Below are 23,114 nucleotides of genomic sequence, written 5' to 3'. Positions count from 1 at the left end.
TCGGCATCAAAAATCAAAATAGCATTTCAGTCAAAGAATGCGGTTTGCTGATGTTGCTGAATCTGACACGCTGACGCCGTTTTTGCGTCAGCAATTTTATCTCTCCCCGGGAGAAAATGTGCGTTATCTCTAAATTCAGCAAGTAATTTGTCAACTTTACTTGTGTGCTGAAGAAAAAAGATCAAGACTTCTTGAAACGTTTCAGCGTCATCTTGCCATAACTGGTGGAGTCAGGTGACGCCTTTTTTCTCATGTTAGCTGAATCGTTTCAATTCAGCGGGAGAGGAGAACCATGTTCCAGTTATCTGTTCAGGATATTCACCCGGGCGAACAGGCCGGGAATAAAGAAGAGGCTATTCGCCAGGTTGCCGCGGCCTTAGTGCAGGCGGGTAACGTTGCGGAAGGCTACGTCGATGGCATGCTGGCGCGTGAACAACAAACGTCCACGTTTCTTGGCAACGGTATTGCTATTCCTCACGGTACGACGGACACGCGCGATCGGGTGCTGAAAACCGGTGTGCAAGTGTTTCAGTTCCCGCAGGGCGTGACCTGGGGCGAAGGGCAGGTCGCGTATGTGGCGATTGGTATTGCCGCCAGCTCTGATGAGCACCTCGGTTTACTGCGTCAGCTGACGCATGTGTTGAGCGATGACTCTGTTGCTGAACAGCTGAAATCAGCGACTACGGCGGAAGAGCTGCGCGCGTTGCTGATGGGTGAAAAGCAGAGCGAACAATTAAAGCTTGATAACGAAACGCTGTCGCTGGACGTCGTTGCCAGCTCGCTGGTGACGCTGCAGGCGCTCAATGCGGCGCGGCTGAAAGAGGTCGGCGCGGTTGACGCCGCCTTTGTCGCCAGAGCAATCAATGAGCAGCCGATGAATCTCGGTCAGGGTATCTGGCTGAATGACTGTGCTGAAGGCAACGTGCGTAGCGCCGTTGCGGTCAGCCGCGCTGCAACAGTGTTCGATGTGCAAGGGGAAGCGGCAGCCCTGCTGGTAACCGTCGCCATGAATGATGAACAACCGGTTGCAGTGCTGAAGCGCCTTGGCGATCTGCTGCTGAACAATAAAGCTGACCGTTTGTTGAAGGCCGATGCGGCAACGGTGCTGGCGTTGCTGACCAGCGATGACGCCTTGACTGATGATGTACTGAGCGCTGAATTTATTGTGCGCAATGAGCATGGTTTACACGCCCGCCCGGGCACCATGCTGGTAAATACGATTAAACAATTTAACAGTGAAATTACCGTGACAAATCTTGATGGAACCGGCAAACCGGCAAATGGACGCAGTCTGATGAAAGTAGTGGCATTGGGCGTGAAAAAAGGACATCACCTGCGCTTTACCGCTCAGGGCGAGGATGCTGAACAAGCGCTGAAAGCGATTGGTGAAGCCATCGCGGCAGGTCTTGGGGAGGGCGCGTAATGAGCAGACGTGTTGCTACTATCACCCTTAACCCGGCCTACGACCTGGTGGGTTTCTGCCCGGAAATTGAACGCGGCGAAGTGAACCTGGTGAAAACCACCGGCCTGCATGCGGCAGGGAAAGGGATTAACGTCGCTAAAGTTCTGAAAGATTTAGGTATCGATGTCACGGTGGGCGGTTTCCTGGGTAAAGACAACCAGGATGGTTTTCAGCAATTGTTCAGCGAACTGGGCATTGCCAACCGTTTTCAGGTCGTACAAGGGCGTACCCGTATCAACGTCAAGCTGACCGAAAAAGACGGTGAAGTATCCGACTTCAATTTCTCTGGCTTTGAAGTTACCCCGGCTGACTGGGAACGCTTTGTGAACGATTCGCTGAGCTGGCTGGGCCAGTTCGACATGGTGTGCGTTAGCGGTAGTTTGCCGACCGGCGTCAGTCCGGAAGCTTTCACCGACTGGATGACGCGCCTGCGCAGTCAGTGTCCGTGCATTATCTTTGATAGTAGCCGTGAAGCGTTGGTGGCAGGTCTGAAGGCGGCGCCGTGGCTGGTGAAGCCAAACCGTCGTGAACTGGAAATCTGGGCGGGTCGTAAACTGCCTGAAATGAAAGATGTGATTGATGCGGCGCATGCGCTGCGCGAGCAGGGCATTGCTCATGTGGTGATTTCGCTCGGTGCGGAAGGTGCGCTGTGGGTCAACGCTTCGGGTGAGTGGATTGCTAAACCGCCGTCAGTTGAGGTGGTCAGCACCGTTGGCGCGGGTGATTCGATGGTTGGCGGTCTGATTTATGGCCTGCTGATGCGTGAGTCCAGCGAACATACCCTGCGTCTGGCGACGGCTGTTGCCGCCCTGGCGGTAAGCCAAAGTAACGTGGGCATTACCGATCGTCCTCAGTTGGCCGCAATGATGGCGCGTGTCGACTTAAAACCGTTTAACTGACAGCAGGAGAGGCATAATGAAAACGCTGCTGATTATTGACGCTAATCTCGGCCAGGCTCGCGCTTACATGGCGAAAACCCTGCTTGGAGCGGCGGCGCAAAAAGCGCATCTGGAAATTATTGATAATCCGAATGATGCAGAACTGGCGATTATTCTGGGCGACACACTTCCTGCTGACAGTTCGCTGAACGGCAAAAAAGTCTGGCTCGGCGATATCGGCCGTGCGGTTGCGCATCCTGAACTTTTCCTCAGCGAAGCGAAAGGTCATGCAAAACCTTACAACGCTCCGGTTGCGACAGCGCCTGTGGCCAGCAGTGGTCCTAAACGCGTGGTGGCGGTGACGGCGTGTCCGACCGGCGTTGCCCATACGTTTATGGCTGCTGAAGCTATTGAAACAGAAGCGAAAAAACGTGGCTGGTGGGTGAAGGTTGAAACCCGTGGCTCGGTAGGGGCTGGCAATGCCATTACGCCGGAAGAGGTGGCTCAGGCGGATCTGGTGATTGTGGCGGCTGACATTGAAGTTGATCTGGCAAAGTTTGCCGGAAAACCAATGTACCGCACGTCTACTGGCCTGGCGCTGAAGAAAACCAAACAGGAGCTGGACAAAGCGCTGGAAGAAGCCGTGCCGTATCAGCCAACCGGTCAGGCGCAGTCTGCGGCAACCGAAGGGAAGAAAGAGAGCGCTGGCGCGTATCGCCACCTGCTGACGGGCGTGTCCTACATGCTGCCGATGGTGGTCGCTGGCGGTCTGTGTATTGCACTTTCATTCGCCTTTGGTATTGAAGCGTTTAAAGAGCAGGGTACGCTGGCGGCAGCGCTGATGCAGATTGGCGGCGGTTCAGCCTTTGCGCTGATGGTGCCGGTGCTGGCGGGTTATATCGCGTTTTCCATCGCTGACCGTCCGGGTCTGACGCCGGGTCTTATCGGCGGTATGCTGGCAGTGAGCACTGGTTCTGGCTTTATTGGCGGGATTATTGCCGGTTTCCTTGCTGGTTATGTGGCGAAGCTCATCAGCACCAGGCTGAAACTCCCGCAGAGTATGGAAGCGCTAAAACCAATCCTGATCATTCCACTGCTCTCAAGCCTGGTGGTGGGTCTGGCCATGATCTACCTGATTGGTAAACCGGTAGCGGGCATTCTGGAAGGTCTGACCCACTGGCTGCAAACCATGGGTACGGCGAATGCGGTACTGCTCGGTGCGATTCTTGGCGGCATGATGTGTACCGATATGGGCGGCCCGGTTAACAAAGCGGCGTATGCTTTCGGCGTAGGTCTGCTGAGTACGCAAACTTATGCGCCGATGGCTGCCATTATGGCTGCGGGAATGGTACCTCCGTTGGCGCTGGGTCTGGCAACGCTGGTTGCGCGTCGTAAGTTCGACAAAGCACAGCAAGAGGGCGGTAAAGCTGCGCTGGTGCTGGGTCTGTGCTTTATCACCGAAGGGGCAATCCCATTTGCCGCGCGTGACCCGATGCGCGTTCTGCCTTGCTGTATCGTTGGCGGCGCGATTACCGGTGCTCTCTCCATGGCAGTAGGAGCTAAGCTGATGGCGCCGCACGGCGGTCTGTTCGTGCTGTTGATCCCTGGCGCAATTACGCCGGTGGTTGGCTACCTGCTGGCCATTATTGCCGGTACGCTGGTAGCCGGTCTCTCCTACGCGGTGCTGAAGCGCCCGGAAGCAGAGGTTGTGGCAAAGGCGGCCTGATTAAGCGCTGAAAGCCGGGGCAGAGATTTCTCTGCCCTTTTTTAATGCATTAATCTTTACCGTTGCAGCATCGCCACAATAATCCATCCTGCCTTAACCAAATTCGATAAAGTGCCTTTAAATCAAACTGGTCACGGAAATCGAATATGAAAAAAGCACACATTTTTGCTGCTCTGTCTCTCGCAACGCTGCTGCTTACGGGGTGTTCAACAACCTGGGTCATGACAACAACGTCAGGTACAACAATAGAGACACAAGGCAAGCCTGAGCAAGACTCCGGGACGGGGCTGACAAAATATGCTGACGCCTATGGCTATCACCGCGTGATTAAAAGCAGCGATGTGAAGCAAATAGATAAAGGTAAGACGGTATTGATGTGGTGAGCTGGGGCAGGCGAGTAGAGAATCATTCAGGGGCGATATCTCTGTCGCGCCCCTGAATAAGACGGTTCAGGCAATCATTGGGGCGATGATAAAGCCAAACGCAACGCCCGCGATGATCCCACCCAGTCCCGGCAACATAAACGGGTGGTTTAAGACATACTTACCTACGCGCGTTGTCCCGGTGGTGTCGAACTCCATCGCCGCCAGTGAAGTCGGGTACGTTGGTAGAACAAACACGCCGGTCACAGCCACATAGGAAGCCAGGATTGCCCAGGTGGGAACGCCAAGCGCGACGGCAAGCGGAATAATCAGCGGTGTGGTGGCTCCCTGCGAATAGAGCAGCGCGCAGGTGCCAAACAATACCAGAGCCAACAGCATCGGGTAGGCCTGCAGAATATTCCCCGCGATGTCCTTAATCTCCGCTAAGTGCGCGTCAATGAATGTGGTTCCCAGCGTAACAATGCCGAGAATGACTGCCAGAGAACTCATCCCGGCTCGAAAAGTGGACGTCAGGACAATGGCATCTGTAGATGTTTTGCACAGCACCACCATTAGGCAAGCGGCAGCCAGCATGCAGATAATAATGATATCTCGCGTATTCATTGGGCTACCAACATCAAATCCGGGGCGTAGCTGCGGGAATGCGGCAAGAATAACGATGACCACCGTTGCCAGCATAAACAGGGCGACTGAAAGTTTAGCACCCGGCGTGGTACTGTTTTGCCCTTCGTATTTGCGCACCAGACCTTTCTGCAAGCGTTCCAGATAGACCTCATCGTCCTGCAGCTCACATCCCTGGCGCGAGGCGATGAAGGCCCCAACCATTGCGGCAACGAACGAGGCGGGGAGACATACCGCCATAACCTGGATAAAGCTGATGCCGTTGCCTTCCATGATGGTCAGCATCGCGGCCATTGCGGCGCTGATCGGCGAGCCGGATATTGCAACCTGAGATGCCACGACGGAGCCTGCGAGCGTACGAGAAGGGCGGATGCCCGACTCTTTCGCCACTTCGGCAATCACCGGCAGGGTGGAAAAGACAATGAAACCTGTTCCCGCCATTATGGTCATCGACCAGGTGATAATTGGTGCAATGACATTGATGTATTTAGGATTACGCCGCATAAAATTACCGGCAATACGTACCAGATAATCCATGCCTCCGGCTGCCTGTAGTGCTGAGGCCGCCACAACCACCGTCATAATAATAAGAATGACGTCCACAGGCGGCGAGCCAATTTTTAGACCAAATCCCAGGGTTAAAATAGCCAGCCCCAGTCCACCGCATAAACCGATACCAATTCCGCCGAGGCGGATACCGAAAAATATTGCGCCCAATACTACGATAATTTCCAACCAAAGCATAATGGCCTCCGCCAGATAATAATTAGCTATAGAAATGGCTTTTATTTAATATGATAATTAAATGGTGGTTGTTTTTATTGCGCCAGAAGGTGGCTTTTCCCAACGCGTTTTTCATACCACTTGATACCGGCACGAACCAATGAACCGGTTGAATCAATATATTTCGCTGGTGATTTTTTGACGGCTTCAGCAAGGATAACCGGAACTTCAGTACATCCCAGAACGATGACTTCCGCGCCGCGTGAGAAAAGTGCTTCAGCCTGTTCATGCATTAATGTTTGTGCTTGCTTAATATCGCCAGCTTTCAGGCAATAAATACTTTCCATTACTTTTTCCTGGCTGGAGGAATCAGGGCTGACGCAGGTTAACCCCAAAGATTCTATCCCTTTTTGGTACAGCCCCATGTACAACGTGGCGTTGGTGGCAAGCAGTCCGATGCGCGATTTTCCGCAGTTTCTAACCTCACTCAGGGTTGTCTCCACAATACTAAGCAACTCCGTATGACAGGATTCTTTTAACTCGTTAAACCAAAAATGGGCGGTATTACATGGGATGACAATACACTCCGCGCCAGCATCTTCGAGTTTATGCATATAATCGCGCATGGCCGGAAGGGGAGAATTACCATGACGCATCAAGGCGTCAGTTCGGTCGGGTATATCAGGAATGGATGAAATAATTAATGGGATATGTTCCTGATCGCGTTGCGCAGCGGTAAATGTGACGAATTTATTAAATAGATCGACGGTTGCAGCAGGTCCCATACCACCAAGCACGCCAATTAAACCTTTCACGATATATACCTCATTTCACCGTTAAATAATATTCAGGCTGTGTTTTGTCTTGCCCTAATGTTTAACAGCAGAGCGTCGTGAGGAGAAATGCAATAATGTTTGTCTTAATGCAAAAACTGCATAGCTGTAGTTTTTGTCGCCATTCTGTAGGGTTAGGATGGCGTGCGAAGCCTGAAGATCTGCAAGCAGAGTAGGGTTGCGTCTGAATGGTCGCGCAGACATGCTAATGTCAAAAACGAAGGTTTGATGCAAAAAACGAATCATCGTGGGCTAATCGTCTGTATCATCTCTGGAATTCTTTAGGCATGATGCTTTTAGGCTCATCAACATATTTAAACATCCGCGTGACAGGCATGAAAAATATTGAGACAAAATGGTTATATGATTTCCTGACGCTGGAGGCATGCCGTCATTTTTCCCAGGCTGCGGAGGAGCGCAATATATCTCAGCCGGCATTTAGCCGGAGGATCAAAGCGCTCGAATCAGCCGTGGGGGTGCAACTGTTTGATCGCACGACGACGCCGCTGCAATTGACGGAAGAGGGCAAGTTATTCCATTCGCAAACGCGTAGCCTGCTACAACAGCTGGAATGTAATCTGGACGAACTAAGCGGTCACAATCTGCTTGGGGTACCCAATATAAAAATCGCGGCAGCGCATTCTTTGTCGCTGACCATGTTGCCCCGATTAGTGCACTCAATGGCGGCCTGGGGGGAAGAATTTGTTTATCACGTCGAGGCGATTGATGTGGTGCAAGCGGTGAATACCCTGCGCGAGGGGAAAAGTGATTTTATTATCTCGTTTCGTGATGAAGATTTAATGCAATCGCCTTTCTGTGGCTTGAAGGTTTTTGAGTCTGAGCTATATCCCGTCTGTGCTACCGATGGACAGGGGAAAGCGTTGTTTGATATCTATCAGCCACAGGCGCCGATTTTGAACTACACCAGCACATCGTACATGGGAAGATTGGTAAACCGTCAGTTAGCGGAAGTAGGCGGCATTTCAGCACGTACGCTGTTTATGTCTTCGATGAGTGAGTTGTTGAAAAACATGGCGCTGGATGGGCATGGTATCGCCTGGCTACCCGCGTGGTCGATCGTCAACGAGCTGCGTGATAAGCGTCTGGTTCGCCTGGATACACCAGAACTGATGGTGCCTATTCAGGCTTACATTTACCGGATGGATACCCGATTGAATAAAACGGCTGAACATTTCTGGCGTATTTTGTACAACCATATGCCAGAGGACCTGGTTTCACTTACCTGAGGCGCGCCAGTTAGCCTGGCGCGCAGGCATAATTACGCCACCGCTTGTTCTGTTTGCTGGGCTTTCAGCCAGGCAATCTCTTCTGCCCAGATATCCGGATTAATCGTTTCCAGCACCAGCGGAATGCCGTCAAAACGACTATCCTGCATGATCCAACGGAAAGCGTCGTGGCCAATATTCCCTTCACCTAAACTGTGGTGGCGGTCGACGCGACTGCCAAAGGTGCTCTTGGCGTCGTTCAGGTGCATACCGCGTAAATAGTTGAAACCGACAATACGTTCAAATTCCGCAAACGTCTTTTCGCATTCCTCGACGGAACGCAAATCGTAACCGGCAGCGAAAGCGTGGCAGGTATCAATACAGACGCCAACACGGGATTTATCTTCAACACCATCAATAATGGCGGCAAGGTGCTCAAACTTAAATCCGAGATTGCTGCCCTGTCCTGCGGTATTTTCGATAACTGCCGTAACCCCCTGGGTCTGAGCGAGGGCGATGTTGATAGATTCAGCAATGCGCGCCAGACATTCATCTTCCGGGATCTGCATCAAATGGCTACCCGGGTGAAAGTTGAGCAGAGATAAACCGAGCAGTTCACAGCGCTGCATTTCATCGATAAACGCATCACGTGATTTTTCCAGCGCCTCGCTGACCGGGTGACCGAGGTTAATCAGATAGCTGTCGTGGGGCAGGATCTGGGCGGAAGTATAGTGATACTTCTCGCAAGCGGACTTGAAATCATCAATGATTTCAGTGGTTAGCGGCGCGGCGCGCCACTGGCGTTGATTCTTGGTGAACAGGGCGAATGCGGTCGCTTCGATTTCTGCGGCTCGAATAGCGGCGTTAGCCAGACCGCCAGCGGCGCTTACGTGCGCTCCAATATATTTCATAAATTAAACCCGCCATACTCAAAAGGGGAGAGTATAGCGGGTTAAGGGAGGTGAGTCGTGATCGTTTATGCCATCAGCGCGTGGATAGCGACGTTAATCGCACCACCACCCACAATCAGCCAGACAAACAGCAGCAGAGCCATCAGTAACGGTTTGGCACCGGCTTTTTTCAGGGCGCTAACGTGAGTGGTCAGCCCCAGGGCGGCCATCGCCATCGCCAGCAGAATGGTGTCCAGCGTTACCAACATATTCACTACCGACTGCGGCAGCAGATGGAAAGAGTTAAAAATCGCCACCACAATGAACAGGATGGCAAACCATGGAATGGTGATTTTGCTCTTTTCACCACCGGTTGCCGGAGACAGCTGTTTTACTCGCGCGGCCAGCAGGATGAGGAACGGAGCCAGCATCATGACGCGCAGCATTTTGGCAATCACCGCGGCGTTTTCAGCATCCGGGTTAATGGCGTGTCCGGCGGCAACAACCTGCGCAACCTCGTGCATGGTGGAGCCAATGTAAATGCCGTAGGTTTCTGGACTAAACCAGTGCGCCAACAGCGGATACATCGCTGGATACAGGAAGATTGCGATGGTACCGAAGATGACCACGGTGGCGACGGCAACCGTCACTTTACTGGCTTCCGCTTTCACCACTGGTTCAGTTGCCAGCACGGCGGCGGCACCACAAATGCTGCTCCCCGCGCCAATCAGCCAACTGGTGTGACGGTCCAGACCAAACACTTTCTGCCCAAGGAAGCAGGCAATCATAAAGGTGCTGCTGAGCGTTAATATGTCGATTACGATACCGCTGACGCCGACGTCAGCAATTTGCGCGAAGGTGAGGCGGAAACCGTAGAGGATAATCCCCAGGCGTAATAAATGTTGTTTGGCAAACAGCACGCCGCCATCGCAGCTTTTCCAGATTTGTGGATACACGGTGTTGCCGATAACCATCCCAAACAAGATGGCTAAGGTGAGGGCGCTGAACCCGGCACCAGCGACGGCGGGAATGGATCCCCCCCATAAGGCGGCCCCGGTGATAACTGCACTCAGGGCAAGCCCCGGAATAAAATGCCACGCTGTACGACGATGAGTCTGTAAGGTGAGTTCTGTCATATCCTTCTCCTTTATCTGGGTAAAAGAGTACGGCGATGTGGTTTAAAAATAAAATTGATTATATATTTATAATTAATCTATATAAGTGGTATACCCGTCATACTTCAAGTTGCATGTGCGTTGGCTGCCCTCGTTCACCCCAGTCACGTACTTAAGTACGCTCCCGGGGATGCTCTCTCTTGCCGCCTTCCTGCAACTCGAATTATTTAGGGTATAAGTAACGGATATCCGGTGGAAAACGACTATGCATATCACCCTGCGACAACTTGAAGTGTTTGCTGAGGTACTGAAAAGCGGCTCGACAACCCAGGCATCTGTCATGCTGGCATTGTCGCAGTCGGCGGTGAGTGCGGCGCTTACCGATCTGGAAGGGCAGCTTGGCGTACAGCTGTTTGACCGCGTTGGCAAGCGGTTGGTGGTCAATGAGCACGGGCGTTTGCTCTACCCGCGCGCGTTGGCGTTACTTGAGCAAACGATAGAAATCGAACAGCTTTTTCGTGAGGATAATGGCGCGATTCGCGTCTATGCCAGCAGCACCATTGGCAACTATATTTTGCCCGCCATGATCGCCCGTTATCGCCATGATTTCCCGGATTTACCGCTGGAGTTAAGCGTGGGTAACAGCCAGGATGTGATCAACGCTGTTCTGGATTTTCGCGTAGATATTGGGCTGATCGAAGGGCCGTGCCACAGCACGGAAATTATCTCTCAACCGTGGCTGGAGGACGAGCTGGTGGTGTTTGCCGCCCCGTCTTCGCCGCTAACAAAAGGCCCCGTGACGCTGGATCAACTGGCTGCTTCGCCATGGATCTTACGTGAGCGAGGTTCCGGTACGCGTGAACTGGTCGATTATCTGTTGTTATCGCATCTGCCGAGGTTCCAGATGGCGATGGAGTTGGGTAACTCCGAGGCCATTAAGCATGCGGTACGCCATGGGCTCGGTATCAGCTGCTTGTCGCGCCGGGTCATTGCAGAACAGTTACAGGCGGGAACGCTGAGTGAAGTTCCCGTGCCGCTGCCGCGTTTAGTTCGCACGCTCTGGCGCGTTCATCATCGGCAAAAACATCTCTCTAACGCCATTACGCGCTTTTTACATTACAGCGACCAGGTTGCGCAGAGCGAATAAGGTACTCTCTGGCGTAATATCACTTCTATGCATAATGGCGGTTTCGTCTTTACCGCCATGCTCCGTCCATTTTCTGCTTTACTTATAATCCGCGGCCAGTCATGAAGGTCTCTTATAACAGCGCATTTGTGCCGGAAGAAAGCCGTTTCGTCTGCTACAATCGCGCCTCATTTTTTGGATGGATAGCATTTTCACATGGTTTCCGAAACTAAAACCACAGAAGCGCCCACGCTACGTCGTGAATTGAAGGCGCGTCACCTGACGATGATTGCCATCGGAGGCTCCATCGGTACAGGTCTTTTCGTTGCATCTGGTGCAACTATTTCTGCAGCGGGTCCTGGCGGCGCGTTGTTCTCTTATATTTTGATTGGTCTGATGGTGTACTTCCTGATGACCAGTCTCGGTGAACTGGCTGCCTATATGCCGGTTTCCGGTTCTTTCTCCACCTACGGTCAAAACTATGTAGAAGAAGGCTTCGGCTTCGCGCTGGGCTGGAACTACTGGTACAACTGGGCGGTGACAATTGCCGTTGACCTGGTGGCCGCACAACTGGTGATGAGCTGGTGGTTCCCGGACACGCCAGGCTGGATCTGGAGTGCGCTGTTCCTCGGCGTTATCTTCTTGCTGAACTACATTTCCGTGCGCGGGTTTGGCGAAGCGGAGTACTGGTTCTCACTGATCAAAGTGACCACCGTGATTATCTTCATCGTAGTTGGCGTGATGATGATTTTCGGTATCTTCAAAGGCGCTCAGCCGGTGGGCTGGAGCAACTGGACGACCGGTGACGCGCCGTTTGCCGGTGGTTTTGCCGCAATGATTGGCGTGGCGATGATTGTCGGCTTCTCCTTCCAGGGGACTGAGCTTATCGGTATCGCCGCAGGGGAATCGGAAGATCCTGAGAAGAATATTCCACGCGCGGTGCGTCAGGTGTTCTGGCGAATCCTGCTGTTCTATGTGTTCGCGATTTTGATTATCAGTCTGATCATTCCGTACACCGATCCAAGCCTGCTGCGCAACGATGTAAAAGACATCAGCGTTAGTCCGTTCACGCTGGTATTCCAGCACGCGGGTCTGCTGTCTGCGGCGGCGGTAATGAACGCGGTTATCCTGACAGCGGTACTGTCTGCGGGTAACTCCGGGATGTACGCTTCCACGCGTATGCTTTACACCCTGGCCTGCGACGGTAAAGCGCCGCGTATTTTCGCCAAACTGTCTCGTGGTGGTGTGCCGCGTAATGCACTGTATGCAACTACGGTGGTGGCGGGGCTGTGCTTCCTGACCTCAATGTTTGGCAACCAGACCGTGTACCTGTGGCTGCTGAATACCTCCGGGATGACGGGCTTTATCGCCTGGCTGGGGATTGCTATCAGCCATTATCGTTTCCGTCGTGGCTATGTAATGCAGGGGCATGATGTGAAGGATCTGCCATACCGTTCTGGCTTCTTCCCACTGGGTCCGATCTTTGCCTTCGTGCTGTGCCTGATCATCACTCTGGGTCAGAACTACGAAGCGTTCCTGAAGGACAGCATTGACTGGGGTGGCGTGATGGCAACCTATATCGGTATCCCGCTGTTCCTGATTATCTGGTTTGGCTACAAGCTGACGAAAGGCACCCATTTCGTACGCTACAGCGAAATGAAATTCCCGGAACGCGTGAAGAAATAATTCTTAACCCGATACGGCAGAAAAAACAAAACCCCGGCATGATGAGTGCCGGGGTTTTTTATTGCGCCAGACTTAGAAGCTGTAAGTCAGACCAACCGTGTAACGACGACCATCGAGAACGGTATCGTAGGTATCATAATCGATTTGCTTATCCAGCACGTTATACACGCCAGCGGTCATCAACAGATCTTTGGTAGCATAGTAACGTAAACCGACATCGACTTGGGTATAGGATGGCGTACCCTGTGCCATGGAGGTACGGCTCAGGTACTCAGACGTTTTCCCGCGCAGATTCAGACGGCTCCAGAAACCGAGATCCTGCGTAGCCTGCCAGTCCAGGGTGGTGTTAAACATATGCTTTGGCATTTTGTTTAATGGCTGACCGGAGAACTGACCGCTCTTCTGTTCAGATTCCGTGTAGGTGTAGTTCGCTGTCCAGTTGACGTCGGAGGTGATTTTCCAGCCGAAGGTGGATTCCACGCCGCGCATATTGGCTTTATCGACGTTAACGCGATCGCTGACGAAATCATAATGGGTGCCACCGATGGTGCAGGCCGGATCGGAACTGCTGTTACAGCGACGCACCTCGGTAATTTTGTTTTTGAAGTCGGTATTGAACAGCGTCACGCCCGCGTTGAGGTCGTTGCCATTATCCCACAGTAAACCGATCTCTTCGCTCAAGCTTTTCTCTGGCTTCAGATCCGGGTTGCCGACAATGATTCCGTTCAGACGGCCGCCGCCGGTAACCTGTCCCCAACTGGCAGAAGACTGACGCAGATCCGGAGCGCGATACCCCGCGGATACGCCACCTTTTAAGGTCCACTGATCGCTCAGATGCCAGACGCCGTAACCGCGCGGTGTCCAGTTGTCGCCGTAGTTTTCATCTTTATCCATGCGCAGACCGCCGGTCAGCGCGAAGGTATCGGTAATAGCCCATTCGTCTTCCGCAAACAGCGCCCAGCTCCAGCGGGTCAGTTTGTTCAGGCCATCAGCAGCTTGCAACTGGTTGCCGTTATCGCGCAGTTTCTCATAACGGTACTGTCCACCCACTGTCAGGGTGTGCGCCCCGAGGAAAATCTGGTTCTGATTGTTAAAGATGGTGTTGTAGGACTTCATCTGACGACCAGGGTTGTCGGTCTCTTCCTGCTGGATATAGCTGGTGGAGTTGAAGTCGTCGTAATAGCCGCTATGGGTGAGTGAATATGTGGTGTGCACATACTTGCTTTCGCTTTTACTGTTGGGCTTACAGCTTCCATTGCGGCAGATTTCTTCAGCCTTGGATTTGCCCGGCGTACTGTCACGATCCTGCAGTTCACGAGCGTAATCGAAGTCGATGTCGTTTTTATCATCCGGCGTGAAGTTCAGGGTTAAACCCCCGTTACGCATACGCTGTTCATTGTAGCCATTGAGGATTTCATCTTCGGCACGATGAGAGAATAATCCGGTCACTTTCGCACCGAGTAATCCGTCAATCAGCGGCCCGGACGCATAGGCATTGGTCTGGTAAATATCACCGGAATCTCTGTCTTCCTGGAAAGTGGCATCGCCATGCAAGGAGCCGGTCCAGGCTTTGGTATTCGACACTTTTTTGGTGATGACGTTGATAACGCCACCCATCGCATCGGAGCCGTAAAGCGATGACATTGGGCCACGGATAACTTCGATGCGCTCGATGGATTCCAGCGGCGGTAACCAGCCTTGTTCAATACCTGAGTTATCGCTGTTAGGTCGTGTACCGCGTGTGCTGATGCGTTTGCCGTTGACCAGGAACAGCGTGTATTGCGAAGCCATACCGCGAATACTGATATCGCTGCTGCTACCGCCACCGGTGACGACGACGCCAGGGACATCTTTTAGCGCATCGGTGACATCGCGATAGGCTTTGTCTTCAATCTGTTGCTTGGTAATAACAGATATCGACGCGGGGGCATCCTGAATTTTCTGCTCGAAGCCGGTAGCGGTGACGACGACGGTGTCCTGTTCAGCGGCATGGCCGAGTGATGGGAGACTGGCGACGCATACTGCGGCAGCTACAGCCTTAACGTGAGGTATAGTCATTTGTATCATTCCATTTAAATGAATCAAACTGCGCGTCATGTGAAAGGCCATGACAATTGTATGTATTTGTCTTTTAAGGACTCTTTTCAGTAAAGAAGCGGTGGGATTGTACAAAAGTGAGAATTTTTGTAAACGCAAATGATAATAGAAATCATTTGTGTTTAATGTTGGTTGGGTGGGAACTATTTTTAAATCAATAAGATAAGTGAAAAAGAAATATGGAGAAAAAGTGAAGGAAGGAGGGCGAAATGAAGAGGGCTTTCGCCCTCACTCAGGGGTTACTTGAGTAAATATTGCGCATGGAAACGCAGGTGATCCTCAATAAACGACGCAATAAAGTAATAGCTGTGATCGTAACCCGGCTGGATGCGTAACGTCATTGGCCATGCGGTCTGACGTGCCGTTTCGGCCAGTACCGCGGGCTGTAGCTGATCGGCAAGAAACTGATCGTTGTCTCCTTGATCGATAAGCGTCGGAATCGCATCTTCGGGCCTGCTGGCCAACATTAACGCGCAGCTATCCCACTCGGCCCACTGCGATTTATCTTCACCCAGATAAGCGCTAAAAGCTTTCTCGCCCCACGGTACGCGGCAAGGATTAACGATGGGGGCAAAGGCGGAGATGCTGGTGTATTTCCCCGGATTTTTCAGCGCCATAATCAACGCCCCGTGGCCACCCATGGAATGTCCGCTGATGGCGCAACGGTCGCTGACGTTAAACTGCGACTGGATCAGGGCCGGAAGCTCATCGCGCAGATAGTCATACATGCGAAAATGGGTTGCCCACGGCTGCTGGGTGGCATTGAGGTAAAATCCAGCCCCCTGGCCTAAATCGTAGCCATCATCGTTGGCAACGTGATCGCCACGCGGACTGGTATCCGGCATCACCAGCACAATACCCAACTCAGCCGCGACACGTTGCGCGCCCGCTTTGGTGGTAAAGTTTTCGTCATTGCAGGTCAGGCCCGACAACCAGTACAGCACCGGAGGCGGGGTATTCTCACGAGGAGGGGGAAGAAATATACTGAAGGTCATAGCGCAATTTAACGTAGCGGAGTCGTGACGCCAGCGTTGCTGCCAGCCTTCAAAACAGCGGTGCTCTTCAAGCATTTCCATGCGTGGCTCCTTGTTGTGTTGAACCTGAATATGTTTGCGAATTCACCATAATACAGATTATTCATTGCACTGTGAGTAACTTTCACTTCCGCATTGGGCAAACATACTCCATCATCTATATAACTTTACATTAACACTCCAGAACGTCGGGCTGAACGCTACGTGAATTTGGTACGCTGAAAGGCTGTGCCAATTTCAATAATTATCGCGGTGAATACTGGATTATGTGCGCCGCCTCACGCACAATGTTCTGGCTGACACAGCCTAAAAACTTTGCCCCATGCAGGGCAGAGGCGCCACACCTGCAGGAGAAAAAGAAATGTCATCACTCAGTAAAGAAGCGGCTTTGGTTCATGAAGCGCTGGTCGCGCGTGGTCTCGAAACACCACTACGCCCGCCCGTGCAAGAGATGGATAACGAAACGCGCAAACGTCTTATCTCAGGCCATATGACCGAGATTATGCAATTGCTCAATCTCGATTTGAGCGATGACAGTTTGATGGAAACTCCGCATCGCATTGCGAAAATGTATGTCGATGAGATTTTCTCCGGCCTCGATTACGCCAACTTCCCGAAAATCACCGTCATTGAAAACAAAATGAAGGTGGACGAGATGGTCACGGTCCGCGATATCACGCTGACCAGCACCTGCGAGCATCACTTTGTCACTATCGATGGTAAAGCGACGGTGGCGTATATCCCGAAAGATTCGGTCATTGGGCTGTCGAAAATCAATCGTATTGTGCAGTTCTTTGCGCAGCGTCCGCAGGTGCAGGAGCGTCTGACCCAGCAAATTCTCACCGCGCTGCAAACGCTGCTTGGGACGAATAATGTCGCGGTGTCGATTGATGCGGTGCATTACTGCGTGAAAGCGCGCGGCATTCGCGATGCGACCAGCGCGACCACCACCACTTCTCTGGGCGGATTGTTTAAGTCCAGCCAGAACACGCGTCAGGAATTCCTGCGCGCAGTACGTCATCACAACTGATTAGGGCAGGGGCCATGGAGCGTAATGTCACGCTGGATTTTATTCGTGGCGTCGCCATTCTTGGCATCCTGCTTCTCAATATTAACGCCTTTGGCCTGCCAAAGGCGGCATACCTCAATCCCGCCTGGTATGGCAATATCACCTTATCCGACGCCTGGAGCTGGGCGGTGCTTGACCTCCTCGCCCAGGTCAAGTTTCTCACGTTGTTTGCATTGCTGTTTGGGGCAGGGCTGCAAATGCTGCTCCCGCGCGGCAAACGCTGGATCCAGTCACGGCTTACGCTGCTGGTGCTGTTGGGGTTTATTCACGGTTTACTCTTCTGGGACGGCGATATCCTGTTGGCGTATGGCTTAATTGGTCTGATTTGCTGGCGGTTGATTCGCGATGCCCCTTCGGTAAAAAGCCTGTTTAACACCGGCGTCCTGCTTTATCTGGTGGGGATTGGCGTGCTGCTGCTGCTGGGCGTTATCTCTGGGGGGGAAACCAGTCGGGCCTGGACGCCGGATGCCTCAGCCTTGCTGTATGAAAAATACTGGAAAGTGAATGGCGGTCTGGAAGCGGTTAGCAATCGCGTGGATATGATGTCCAATAGCTTGCTGGCACTGGGCGCGCAGTACGGCTGGCAACTGGCAGGGATGATGCTGCTTGGCGCAGCATTAATGCGCAGCGGCTGGCTGAAAGGGCAGTACAGTTTGCCGCATTATCGACGTACCGGCGTACTGTTGGTCATTGTTGGGATGGCGATTAACCTGCCTGCTATTATCATTCAGTGGCATCTGGACTGGGCCTACCGCTGGTGTGCTTTCCTGTTACAAGCCCCCCGCGAGCTGGGCGCGCCGTTGCAGACTATCGGCTACGCCGCGCTGATGTTTGGCTTCTGGCCGCAGCTGAGCCGGCTAAAGTGGGTGATTGCCATTGCCTGCGTGGGACGTATGGCATTAACCAACTATCTATTGCAAACCTTAATTTGCACCACGCTGTTTTATCAATTCGGCTGGTTTATGAAATTCGATCGGCTGGAGCTGCTCTGTTTCGTCATCCCTGTCTGGGCCGTTAATCTTCTTTTCTCCGTCATTTGGCTGCGTTTTTACCGGCAGGGCCCGGTAGAGTGGCTATGGCGTCAATTAACCCTGCGTGCTTCAGGGACATCATTACCTCGTACATCTAGATAACGATCTGGATCACATTCATTAACAAAATGGATGTAAGCGCTTTCATTCCTGTGACATCACTCACGCAGTCCGTTTCATTGTGCTGACAAAATACCCAGCCTGGGGTGTCTGTGGGTAACCGCAATCTAAAACAGGGCAGTGAATATGGTAACCATCCGTGATGTGGCACGACAGTCTGGCGTATCCGTAGCGACCGTTTCCCGCGTACTGAACAACAGTGCGCTGGTGAGTCCCGACACGCGTGAAGCGGTGATGAAGGCAGTCACTCAGTTAGGCTATCGACCTAACGCCAATGCGCAGGCGCTGGCGACCCAGGTAAGTGACACCATTGGTGTGGTGGTGATGGATGTGTCAGATGCGTTTTTTGGCGCGCTGGTTAAAGCTGTCGATATGGTTGCCCAGCAGCATCAGAAATATGTCCTGATTGGCAATAGTTATCATGAGGCTGAAAAAGAACGTCATGCTATTGAGGTTTTGATTCGCCAGCGCTGTAACGCTCTGATCGTTCACTCTAAAGCGCTCAGCGATCGGGAGCTGGCAGAGTTTATGGATCAGATCCCCGGCATGGTGCTGATCAATCGCCTTGTTCCAGGCTACGCCCACCGTTGCGTCTGTCTGGATAATATCAGCGGCGCCAAAATGGCGACCCGTATGCTGCTGAATAATGGTCATCAACGCATTGGTTACCTGGCATCAAGCCACCGTATTGAAGATGATGCGATGCGCAAAGAAGGGTGGTTATCGGCCCTGAAAGAACAAGGCATTGATGCGGCGGAAAGCTGGATCGGTACCGGTTCGCCAGATATGCAGGGCGGAGAGTCTGCGATGGTGGAGCTGCTGGGGCGCAATTTGCAACTGACGGCGGTTTTCGCCTACAACGACAACATGGCAGCTGGCGCACTGACTGCGTTAAAAGACAACGGCATCGCCATCCCATTACATCTTTCTATCATTGGCTTTGATGATATTCCCATTGCGCGTTACACCGATCCACAACTGACAACCGTGCGCTATCCCATCGCCTCAATGGCAAAAATGGCGACGGAGCTTGCGCTGCAAGGCGCGGCGGGCACGCTAGATCCTGCGGCGTCGCATTGCTTTATGCCGACGCTGGTGCGTCGTCATTCTGTGGCATTGCGGCAGAATGCGGCACCGATCACTAACTCATAAAGTCGAGCTATGTAACCGCTTTCAATATGTGAGTAAATTCACAGTATATTAACAATGCGATAGCTATGATGACACTGTTTGTTGCGCTGTAACTACTATGTAACGGTGAATAATCACTTTCATCGAGGCATTGGTGCCTTAAACAAAAATTAAAGCCAGTTTTTGGAGCGTTGCCAGGCACGGAAGAATTATTTTTAAAAGTGAGCTTCGGCGTTCAGTAACACTTCAGTAACGTTCTGCCTGCCGAGCATTTATCTCAAGTACTACCCTGCATAATAAAACCGGAGATACCATGAATAAGAAGGTGTTGACCCTGTCTGCTGTAATGGCAAGCATGTTATTCGGCGCGGCTGCGCACGCTGCTGATACCCGCATTGGTGTGACGATTTATAAGTACGACGATAACTTTATGTCAGTAGTACGTAAGGCTATTGAAAAAGATGCCAAAGCGGCGCCTGACGTACAATTGCTGATGAATGACTCGCAGAACGACCAGTCCAAACAAAACGACCAGATCGACGTATTGCTGGCAAAAGGCGTTAAAGCACTGGCGATTAACCTGGTTGACCCGGCAGCTGCAGGCACGGTAATTGAAAAAGCACGCGGTCAGAACGTACCGATCGTGTTCTTCAACAAAGAACCTTCTCGTAAAGCGCTGGACAGCTATGACAAAGCGTATTACGTCGGTACTGACTCTAAAGAGTCTGGCATTATTCAGGGTGATTTGATTGCTAAACACTGGGCTGCTAACCCGAACTGGGATCTGAATAAAGACGGTAAAATCCAGTTTGTTCTGCTGAAAGGCGAACCGGGACACCCGGATGCTGAAGCACGTACCACTTACGTGATCAAAGAGCTGAACGACAAGGGCATTAAAACTGAGCAACTGCAGTTAGATACCGCAATGTGGGATACCGCTCAGGCGAAAGATAAGATGGATGCGTGGATGTCCGGTCCTAACGCAAACAAAATTGAAGTGGTTATCGCCAACAACGATGCGATGGCAATGGGCGCAGTTGAAGCACTGAAAGCGCACAACAAAACCAGCGTACCGGTATTTGGCGTGGATGCGCTGCCTGAAGCGCTGGCCCTGGTGAAATCTGGCGCCATGGCCGGTACCGTGCTGAACGATGCCAACAACCAGGCGAAAGCGACCTTCGATTTGGCGAAAAACCTGGCTGATGGCAAAGGCGCAGCAGACGGCACTAACTGGAAAATTGAGAACAAAATTGTTCGCGTTCCGTACGTCGGTGTCGATAAAGATAATCTTGCTGAGTTTACTAATAAATAAATCTCCGTCTAAGGGCGCAATGTCATTGCGCCCTTAATAACGCGCTTTGCAAGGCCAACAAGGTATATTTATGGTCAGCACACATACTCAGTCGTCAGGCGAATACTTGTTGGAAATGACCGGCATCAACAAGTCTTTTCCCGGCGTTAAGGCTCTTGATAATGTTAATTTAAAAGTCCGTCCACATTCGATTCACGCCTTAATGGGCGAGAATGGTGCGGGGAAATCCACATTATTGAAATGTCTTTTCGGCATCTATCAAAAAGATTCCGGTAGTATTTTATTTCAGGGTAAAGAAATCGATTTTCATTCGGCGAAGGAAGCGCTTGAAAATGGTATTTCTATGGTACACCAGGAATTAAACCTGGTATTACAACGTTCCGTGATGGACAACATGTGGCTGGGGCGTTATCCCACCAAAGGTATGTTTGTCGATCAGGAAAAAATGTACCGTGATACCAAAGCGATATTTGATGAGCTGGATATTGATATCGATCCGCGGGCGCGCGTCGGTACATTATCCGTTTCACAAATGCAGATGATCGAAATTGCCAAAGCCTTTTCCTATGATGCCAAAATCGTCATTATGGATGAGCCGACTTCATCGTTAACCGAGAAAGAAGTTAATCATCTGTTCACCATCATTCGTAAGCTGAAAGAGCGTGGATGCGGTATCGTTTATATTTCTCATAAAATGGAAGAAATCTTCCAGCTGTGTGATGAAATTACCGTGCTGCGCGACGGGCAGTGGATCGCAACCCAGCCGCTGGAAGGGCTGGATATGGACAAGATCATCGCCATGATGGTTGGACGTTCGCTGAACCAACGTTTTCCCGATAAAGAAAACAAACCTGGTGAAGTGATTCTGCAAGTGCGTAACCTGACCTCGCTGCGTCAGCCGTCGATTCGTGATGTCTCGTTTGATTTGCACAAAGGAGAAATCCTCGGAATCGCCGGTCTGGTAGGCGCAAAACGCACTGATATCGTTGAAACGCTTTTTGGTATTCGTGAGAAATCATCGGGTACGATTACGTTACACGGCAAAAAAATTAATAACCACAGCGCGAATGAAGCCATCAACCATGGCTTTGCACTGGTCACGGAAGAGCGCCGCTCAACCGGTATTTATGCGTATCTGGACATTGGTTTTAACTCGTTAATCTCCAATATCCAAAACTATAAAAATAAAGTCGGTCTGCTGGATAATTCCCGCATGAAGAGCGATACCCAGTGGGTGATTGACTCCATGCGGGTGAAAACGCCGGGCCATCGTACACAAATCGGTTCACTTTCCGGGGGGAATCAGCAAAAGGTGGTTATTGGCCGCTGGCTATTAACGCAGCCAGAAATCCTGATGCTGGATGAGCCTACCCGTGGTATTGATGTCGGCGCAAAATTTGAAATTTATCAACTGATTGCCGAACTCGCGAAAAAAGATAAGGGGATTATTATTATTTCCTCTGAAATGCCGGAGCTGCTGGGTATTACCGATCGTATTCTGGTGATGAGCAATGGTCTCGTTGCCGGAATTGTTGACACTAAAACGACAACGCAAAACGAAATCCTCCGTCTTGCGTCTTTGCACCTTTAAGATTAGGGGCTCCTCATGAGTGCGTTAAATAAGAAAAGTTTTCTTACTTATCTGAAAGAAGGCGGAATATACGTTGTTCTTTTGGTTTTGCTGGCAATTATTATTTTCCAGGATCCCACTTTCTTAAGTTTACTCAACCTGAGTAATATTCTGACGCAATCCTCGGTGCGTATTATTATCGCATTGGGTGTTGCCGGACTGATTGTTACGCAAGGGACAGACCTGTCGGCAGGGCGTCAGGTTGGTCTGGCGGCTGTGGTGGCGGCAACCTTACTGCAGTCGATGGAGAACGCCAACAAGGTATTCCCGGAAATGGCGACGATGCCGATCATCGTGGTGGTGCTGATTGTCTGCGTCATCGGCGCGATTATCGGTCTGGTGAACGGTATCATCATCGCTTATCTGAACGTGACGCCGTTTATTACCACGTTGGGTACGATGATTATTGTCTACGGGATCAACTCCCTGTACTACGATTTTGTCGGCGCATCGCCTATTTCTGGCTTTGACAGCGGATTCTCAACCTTTGCGCAGGGCTTTATCGCGCTGGGCAGCTTCCGACTCTCTTACATCACCTTCTATGCGCTGATAGCCGTGGCCTTTGTGTGGGTGCTGTGGAACAAGACCCGCTTTGGTAAAAACATTTTCGCTATCGGCGGTAACCCAGAGGCGGCGAAAGTGTCTGGCGTAAACGTCGCGCTGAACCTGCTGATTATCTATGCGTTGTCTGGTGTGTTCTATGCCTTCGGTGGTTTGCTGGAAGCGGGACGTATCGGCTCGGCGACCAACAACCTCGGTTTTATGTATGAGCTGGATGCGATTGCGGCGTGTGTGGTTGGCGGCGTGTCGTTTAGCGGTGGGGTAGGGACCGTCTTCGGCGTGGTGACCGGTGTGATTATCTTTACCGTCATCAACTACGGTCTGACTTACATCGGCGTTAACCCATACTGGCAGTACATTATTAAGGGCGGCATCATCATCTTCGCGGTAGCGCTGGACTCACTGAAGTACGCGCGTAAGAAGTAACGATAAAAGGCTAAAAGGCCGGTGCAGCGCAATC

19 protein-coding genes are annotated in these 23,114 nt (G+C 51.7%); 13 read left to right on the top strand and 6 right to left on the bottom strand.

Annotation, left to right across the window (positions count from 1 at the left end):
- The first annotated feature begins 292 nt into the window (after nucleotides 1-292).
- The 4 genes from fruB to ACVXHP_RS08530 all read left to right on the top strand — a co-directional run bounded on the left by fruB (nucleotide 293) and on the right by ACVXHP_RS08530 (nucleotide 4,449).
- Entirely contained in the window at nucleotides 293-1,423 is a 1,131-nt protein-coding gene (gene fruB / locus ACVXHP_RS08545; protein WP_447571279.1) for a fused PTS fructose transporter subunit IIA/HPr protein, read from the top strand.
- Nucleotides 1,423-2,361 (top strand): 1-phosphofructokinase, encoded by a 939-nt coding sequence (gene fruK / locus ACVXHP_RS08540; protein WP_003027446.1) that lies wholly within the window; start codon nucleotides 1,423-1,425, stop codon nucleotides 2,359-2,361. Before fruB ends, fruK begins: the two co-directional genes overlap by 1 nt.
- 16 nt (nucleotides 2,362-2,377) lie before the next feature.
- Nucleotides 2,378-4,066, top strand: coding sequence for a PTS fructose transporter subunit IIBC (fruA, locus tag ACVXHP_RS08535; protein ID WP_447571278.1), 1,689 nt, complete (start codon nucleotides 2,378-2,380; stop codon nucleotides 4,064-4,066).
- 146 nt (nucleotides 4,067-4,212) lie between these two features.
- Nucleotides 4,213-4,449, top strand: a complete 237-nt coding sequence (locus tag ACVXHP_RS08530; protein WP_200005815.1) for a YgdI/YgdR family lipoprotein — start codon at nucleotides 4,213-4,215, stop codon at nucleotides 4,447-4,449.
- A 66-nt stretch (nucleotides 4,450-4,515) separates the two neighbouring features.
- On the opposite strand, the gene ACVXHP_RS08525 is transcribed toward ACVXHP_RS08530, so the two are convergent.
- Together ACVXHP_RS08525 and ACVXHP_RS08520 are read right to left on the bottom strand one after the other, a co-directional pair.
- Nucleotides 4,516-5,814, bottom strand: a complete 1,299-nt coding sequence (locus ACVXHP_RS08525) for an anaerobic C4-dicarboxylate transporter (protein ID WP_200005817.1) — start codon at nucleotides 5,812-5,814, stop codon at nucleotides 4,516-4,518.
- Nucleotides 5,815-5,888: 74 nt separating this feature from the next.
- Entirely contained in the window at nucleotides 5,889-6,608 is a 720-nt protein-coding gene (locus ACVXHP_RS08520; RefSeq protein WP_316129781.1) for an aspartate/glutamate racemase family protein, read from the bottom strand.
- A gap of 353 nt (nucleotides 6,609-6,961) precedes the next feature.
- On the opposite strand from ACVXHP_RS08520, the gene hypT reads away from it, so the two are divergent.
- A complete protein-coding gene (hypT, locus tag ACVXHP_RS08515) occupies nucleotides 6,962-7,873 on the top strand; it encodes a hypochlorite stress DNA-binding transcriptional regulator HypT (RefSeq protein ID WP_447571277.1) in 912 nt (303 codons plus the stop codon).
- Nucleotides 7,874-7,905: 32 nt separating this feature from the next.
- Here the strand turns inward: hypT and nfo are convergent, their stop codons facing one another.
- Both nfo and ACVXHP_RS08505 read right to left on the bottom strand, forming a co-directional pair.
- On the bottom strand, nucleotides 7,906-8,763 hold the full coding sequence (nfo, locus tag ACVXHP_RS08510) for a deoxyribonuclease IV (RefSeq protein WP_042307296.1): 858 nt from the start codon (nucleotides 8,761-8,763) through the stop codon (nucleotides 7,906-7,908).
- Nucleotides 8,764-8,828: 65 nt separating this feature from the next.
- Entirely contained in the window at nucleotides 8,829-9,878 is a 1,050-nt protein-coding gene (locus ACVXHP_RS08505) for a YeiH family protein (protein WP_200005825.1), read from the bottom strand.
- 244 nt (nucleotides 9,879-10,122) lie between these two features.
- On the opposite strand from ACVXHP_RS08505, the gene yieE reads away from it, so the two are divergent.
- Entirely contained in the window at nucleotides 10,123-11,004 is an 882-nt protein-coding gene (gene yieE / locus ACVXHP_RS08500) for a DNA-binding transcriptional regulator YeiE (RefSeq protein ID WP_447571276.1), read from the top strand.
- A 195-nt stretch (nucleotides 11,005-11,199) separates the two neighbouring features.
- Nucleotides 11,200-12,669, top strand: a complete 1,470-nt coding sequence (lysP, locus tag ACVXHP_RS08495; RefSeq protein ID WP_200005828.1) for a lysine-specific permease — start codon at nucleotides 11,200-11,202, stop codon at nucleotides 12,667-12,669.
- A 72-nt stretch (nucleotides 12,670-12,741) separates the two neighbouring features.
- On the opposite strand, the gene ACVXHP_RS08490 is transcribed toward lysP, so the two are convergent.
- A complete protein-coding gene (locus tag ACVXHP_RS08490; RefSeq protein ID WP_200005830.1) occupies nucleotides 12,742-14,727 on the bottom strand; it encodes a ligand-gated channel protein in 1,986 nt (661 codons plus the stop codon).
- Between the two features lie 278 nt (nucleotides 14,728-15,005).
- Entirely contained in the window at nucleotides 15,006-15,842 is an 837-nt protein-coding gene (fghA, locus tag ACVXHP_RS08485) for an S-formylglutathione hydrolase (RefSeq protein ID WP_447571275.1), read from the bottom strand.
- Between the two features lie 319 nt (nucleotides 15,843-16,161).
- On the opposite strand from fghA, the gene folE reads away from it, so the two are divergent.
- From folE to mglC, 6 genes are all read left to right on the top strand, one after another.
- Nucleotides 16,162-16,830: a GTP cyclohydrolase I FolE gene (gene folE / locus ACVXHP_RS08480; protein ID WP_003027410.1), complete on the top strand. Its 669-nt coding sequence runs from the start codon at nucleotides 16,162-16,164 to the stop codon at nucleotides 16,828-16,830.
- Nucleotides 16,831-16,844: 14 nt separating this feature from the next.
- Nucleotides 16,845-18,002 carry a DUF418 domain-containing protein YeiB gene (yeiB, locus tag ACVXHP_RS08475; RefSeq protein ID WP_304700711.1) on the top strand — a complete coding sequence of 386 codons (1,158 nt, stop codon included), beginning with the start codon at nucleotides 16,845-16,847 and terminating at the stop codon, nucleotides 18,000-18,002.
- 144 nt (nucleotides 18,003-18,146) lie between these two features.
- Nucleotides 18,147-19,172, top strand: coding sequence for an HTH-type transcriptional regulator GalS (gene galS, locus ACVXHP_RS08470; protein WP_038641992.1), 1,026 nt, complete (start codon nucleotides 18,147-18,149; stop codon nucleotides 19,170-19,172).
- A 292-nt stretch (nucleotides 19,173-19,464) separates the two neighbouring features.
- Entirely contained in the window at nucleotides 19,465-20,463 is a 999-nt protein-coding gene (mglB, locus tag ACVXHP_RS08465; protein ID WP_003027399.1) for a galactose/glucose ABC transporter substrate-binding protein MglB, read from the top strand.
- A gap of 70 nt (nucleotides 20,464-20,533) precedes the next feature.
- Nucleotides 20,534-22,054, top strand: a complete 1,521-nt coding sequence (gene mglA, locus ACVXHP_RS08460; RefSeq protein WP_005129207.1) for a galactose/methyl galactoside ABC transporter ATP-binding protein MglA — start codon at nucleotides 20,534-20,536, stop codon at nucleotides 22,052-22,054.
- 15 nt (nucleotides 22,055-22,069) lie between these two features.
- The gene (gene mglC, locus ACVXHP_RS08455; protein WP_003027393.1) at nucleotides 22,070-23,080 is read left to right on the top strand and encodes a galactose/methyl galactoside ABC transporter permease MglC; all 1,011 of its coding nucleotides are present in this window, start codon (nucleotides 22,070-22,072) and stop codon (nucleotides 23,078-23,080) included.
- Nucleotides 23,081-23,114: the final 34 nt, after the last annotated feature.

The organism is Citrobacter freundii complex sp. 2025EL-00176 (genome assembly GCF_053309355.1).
This window is presented reverse-complemented; position numbering and strand designations above follow the sequence as displayed.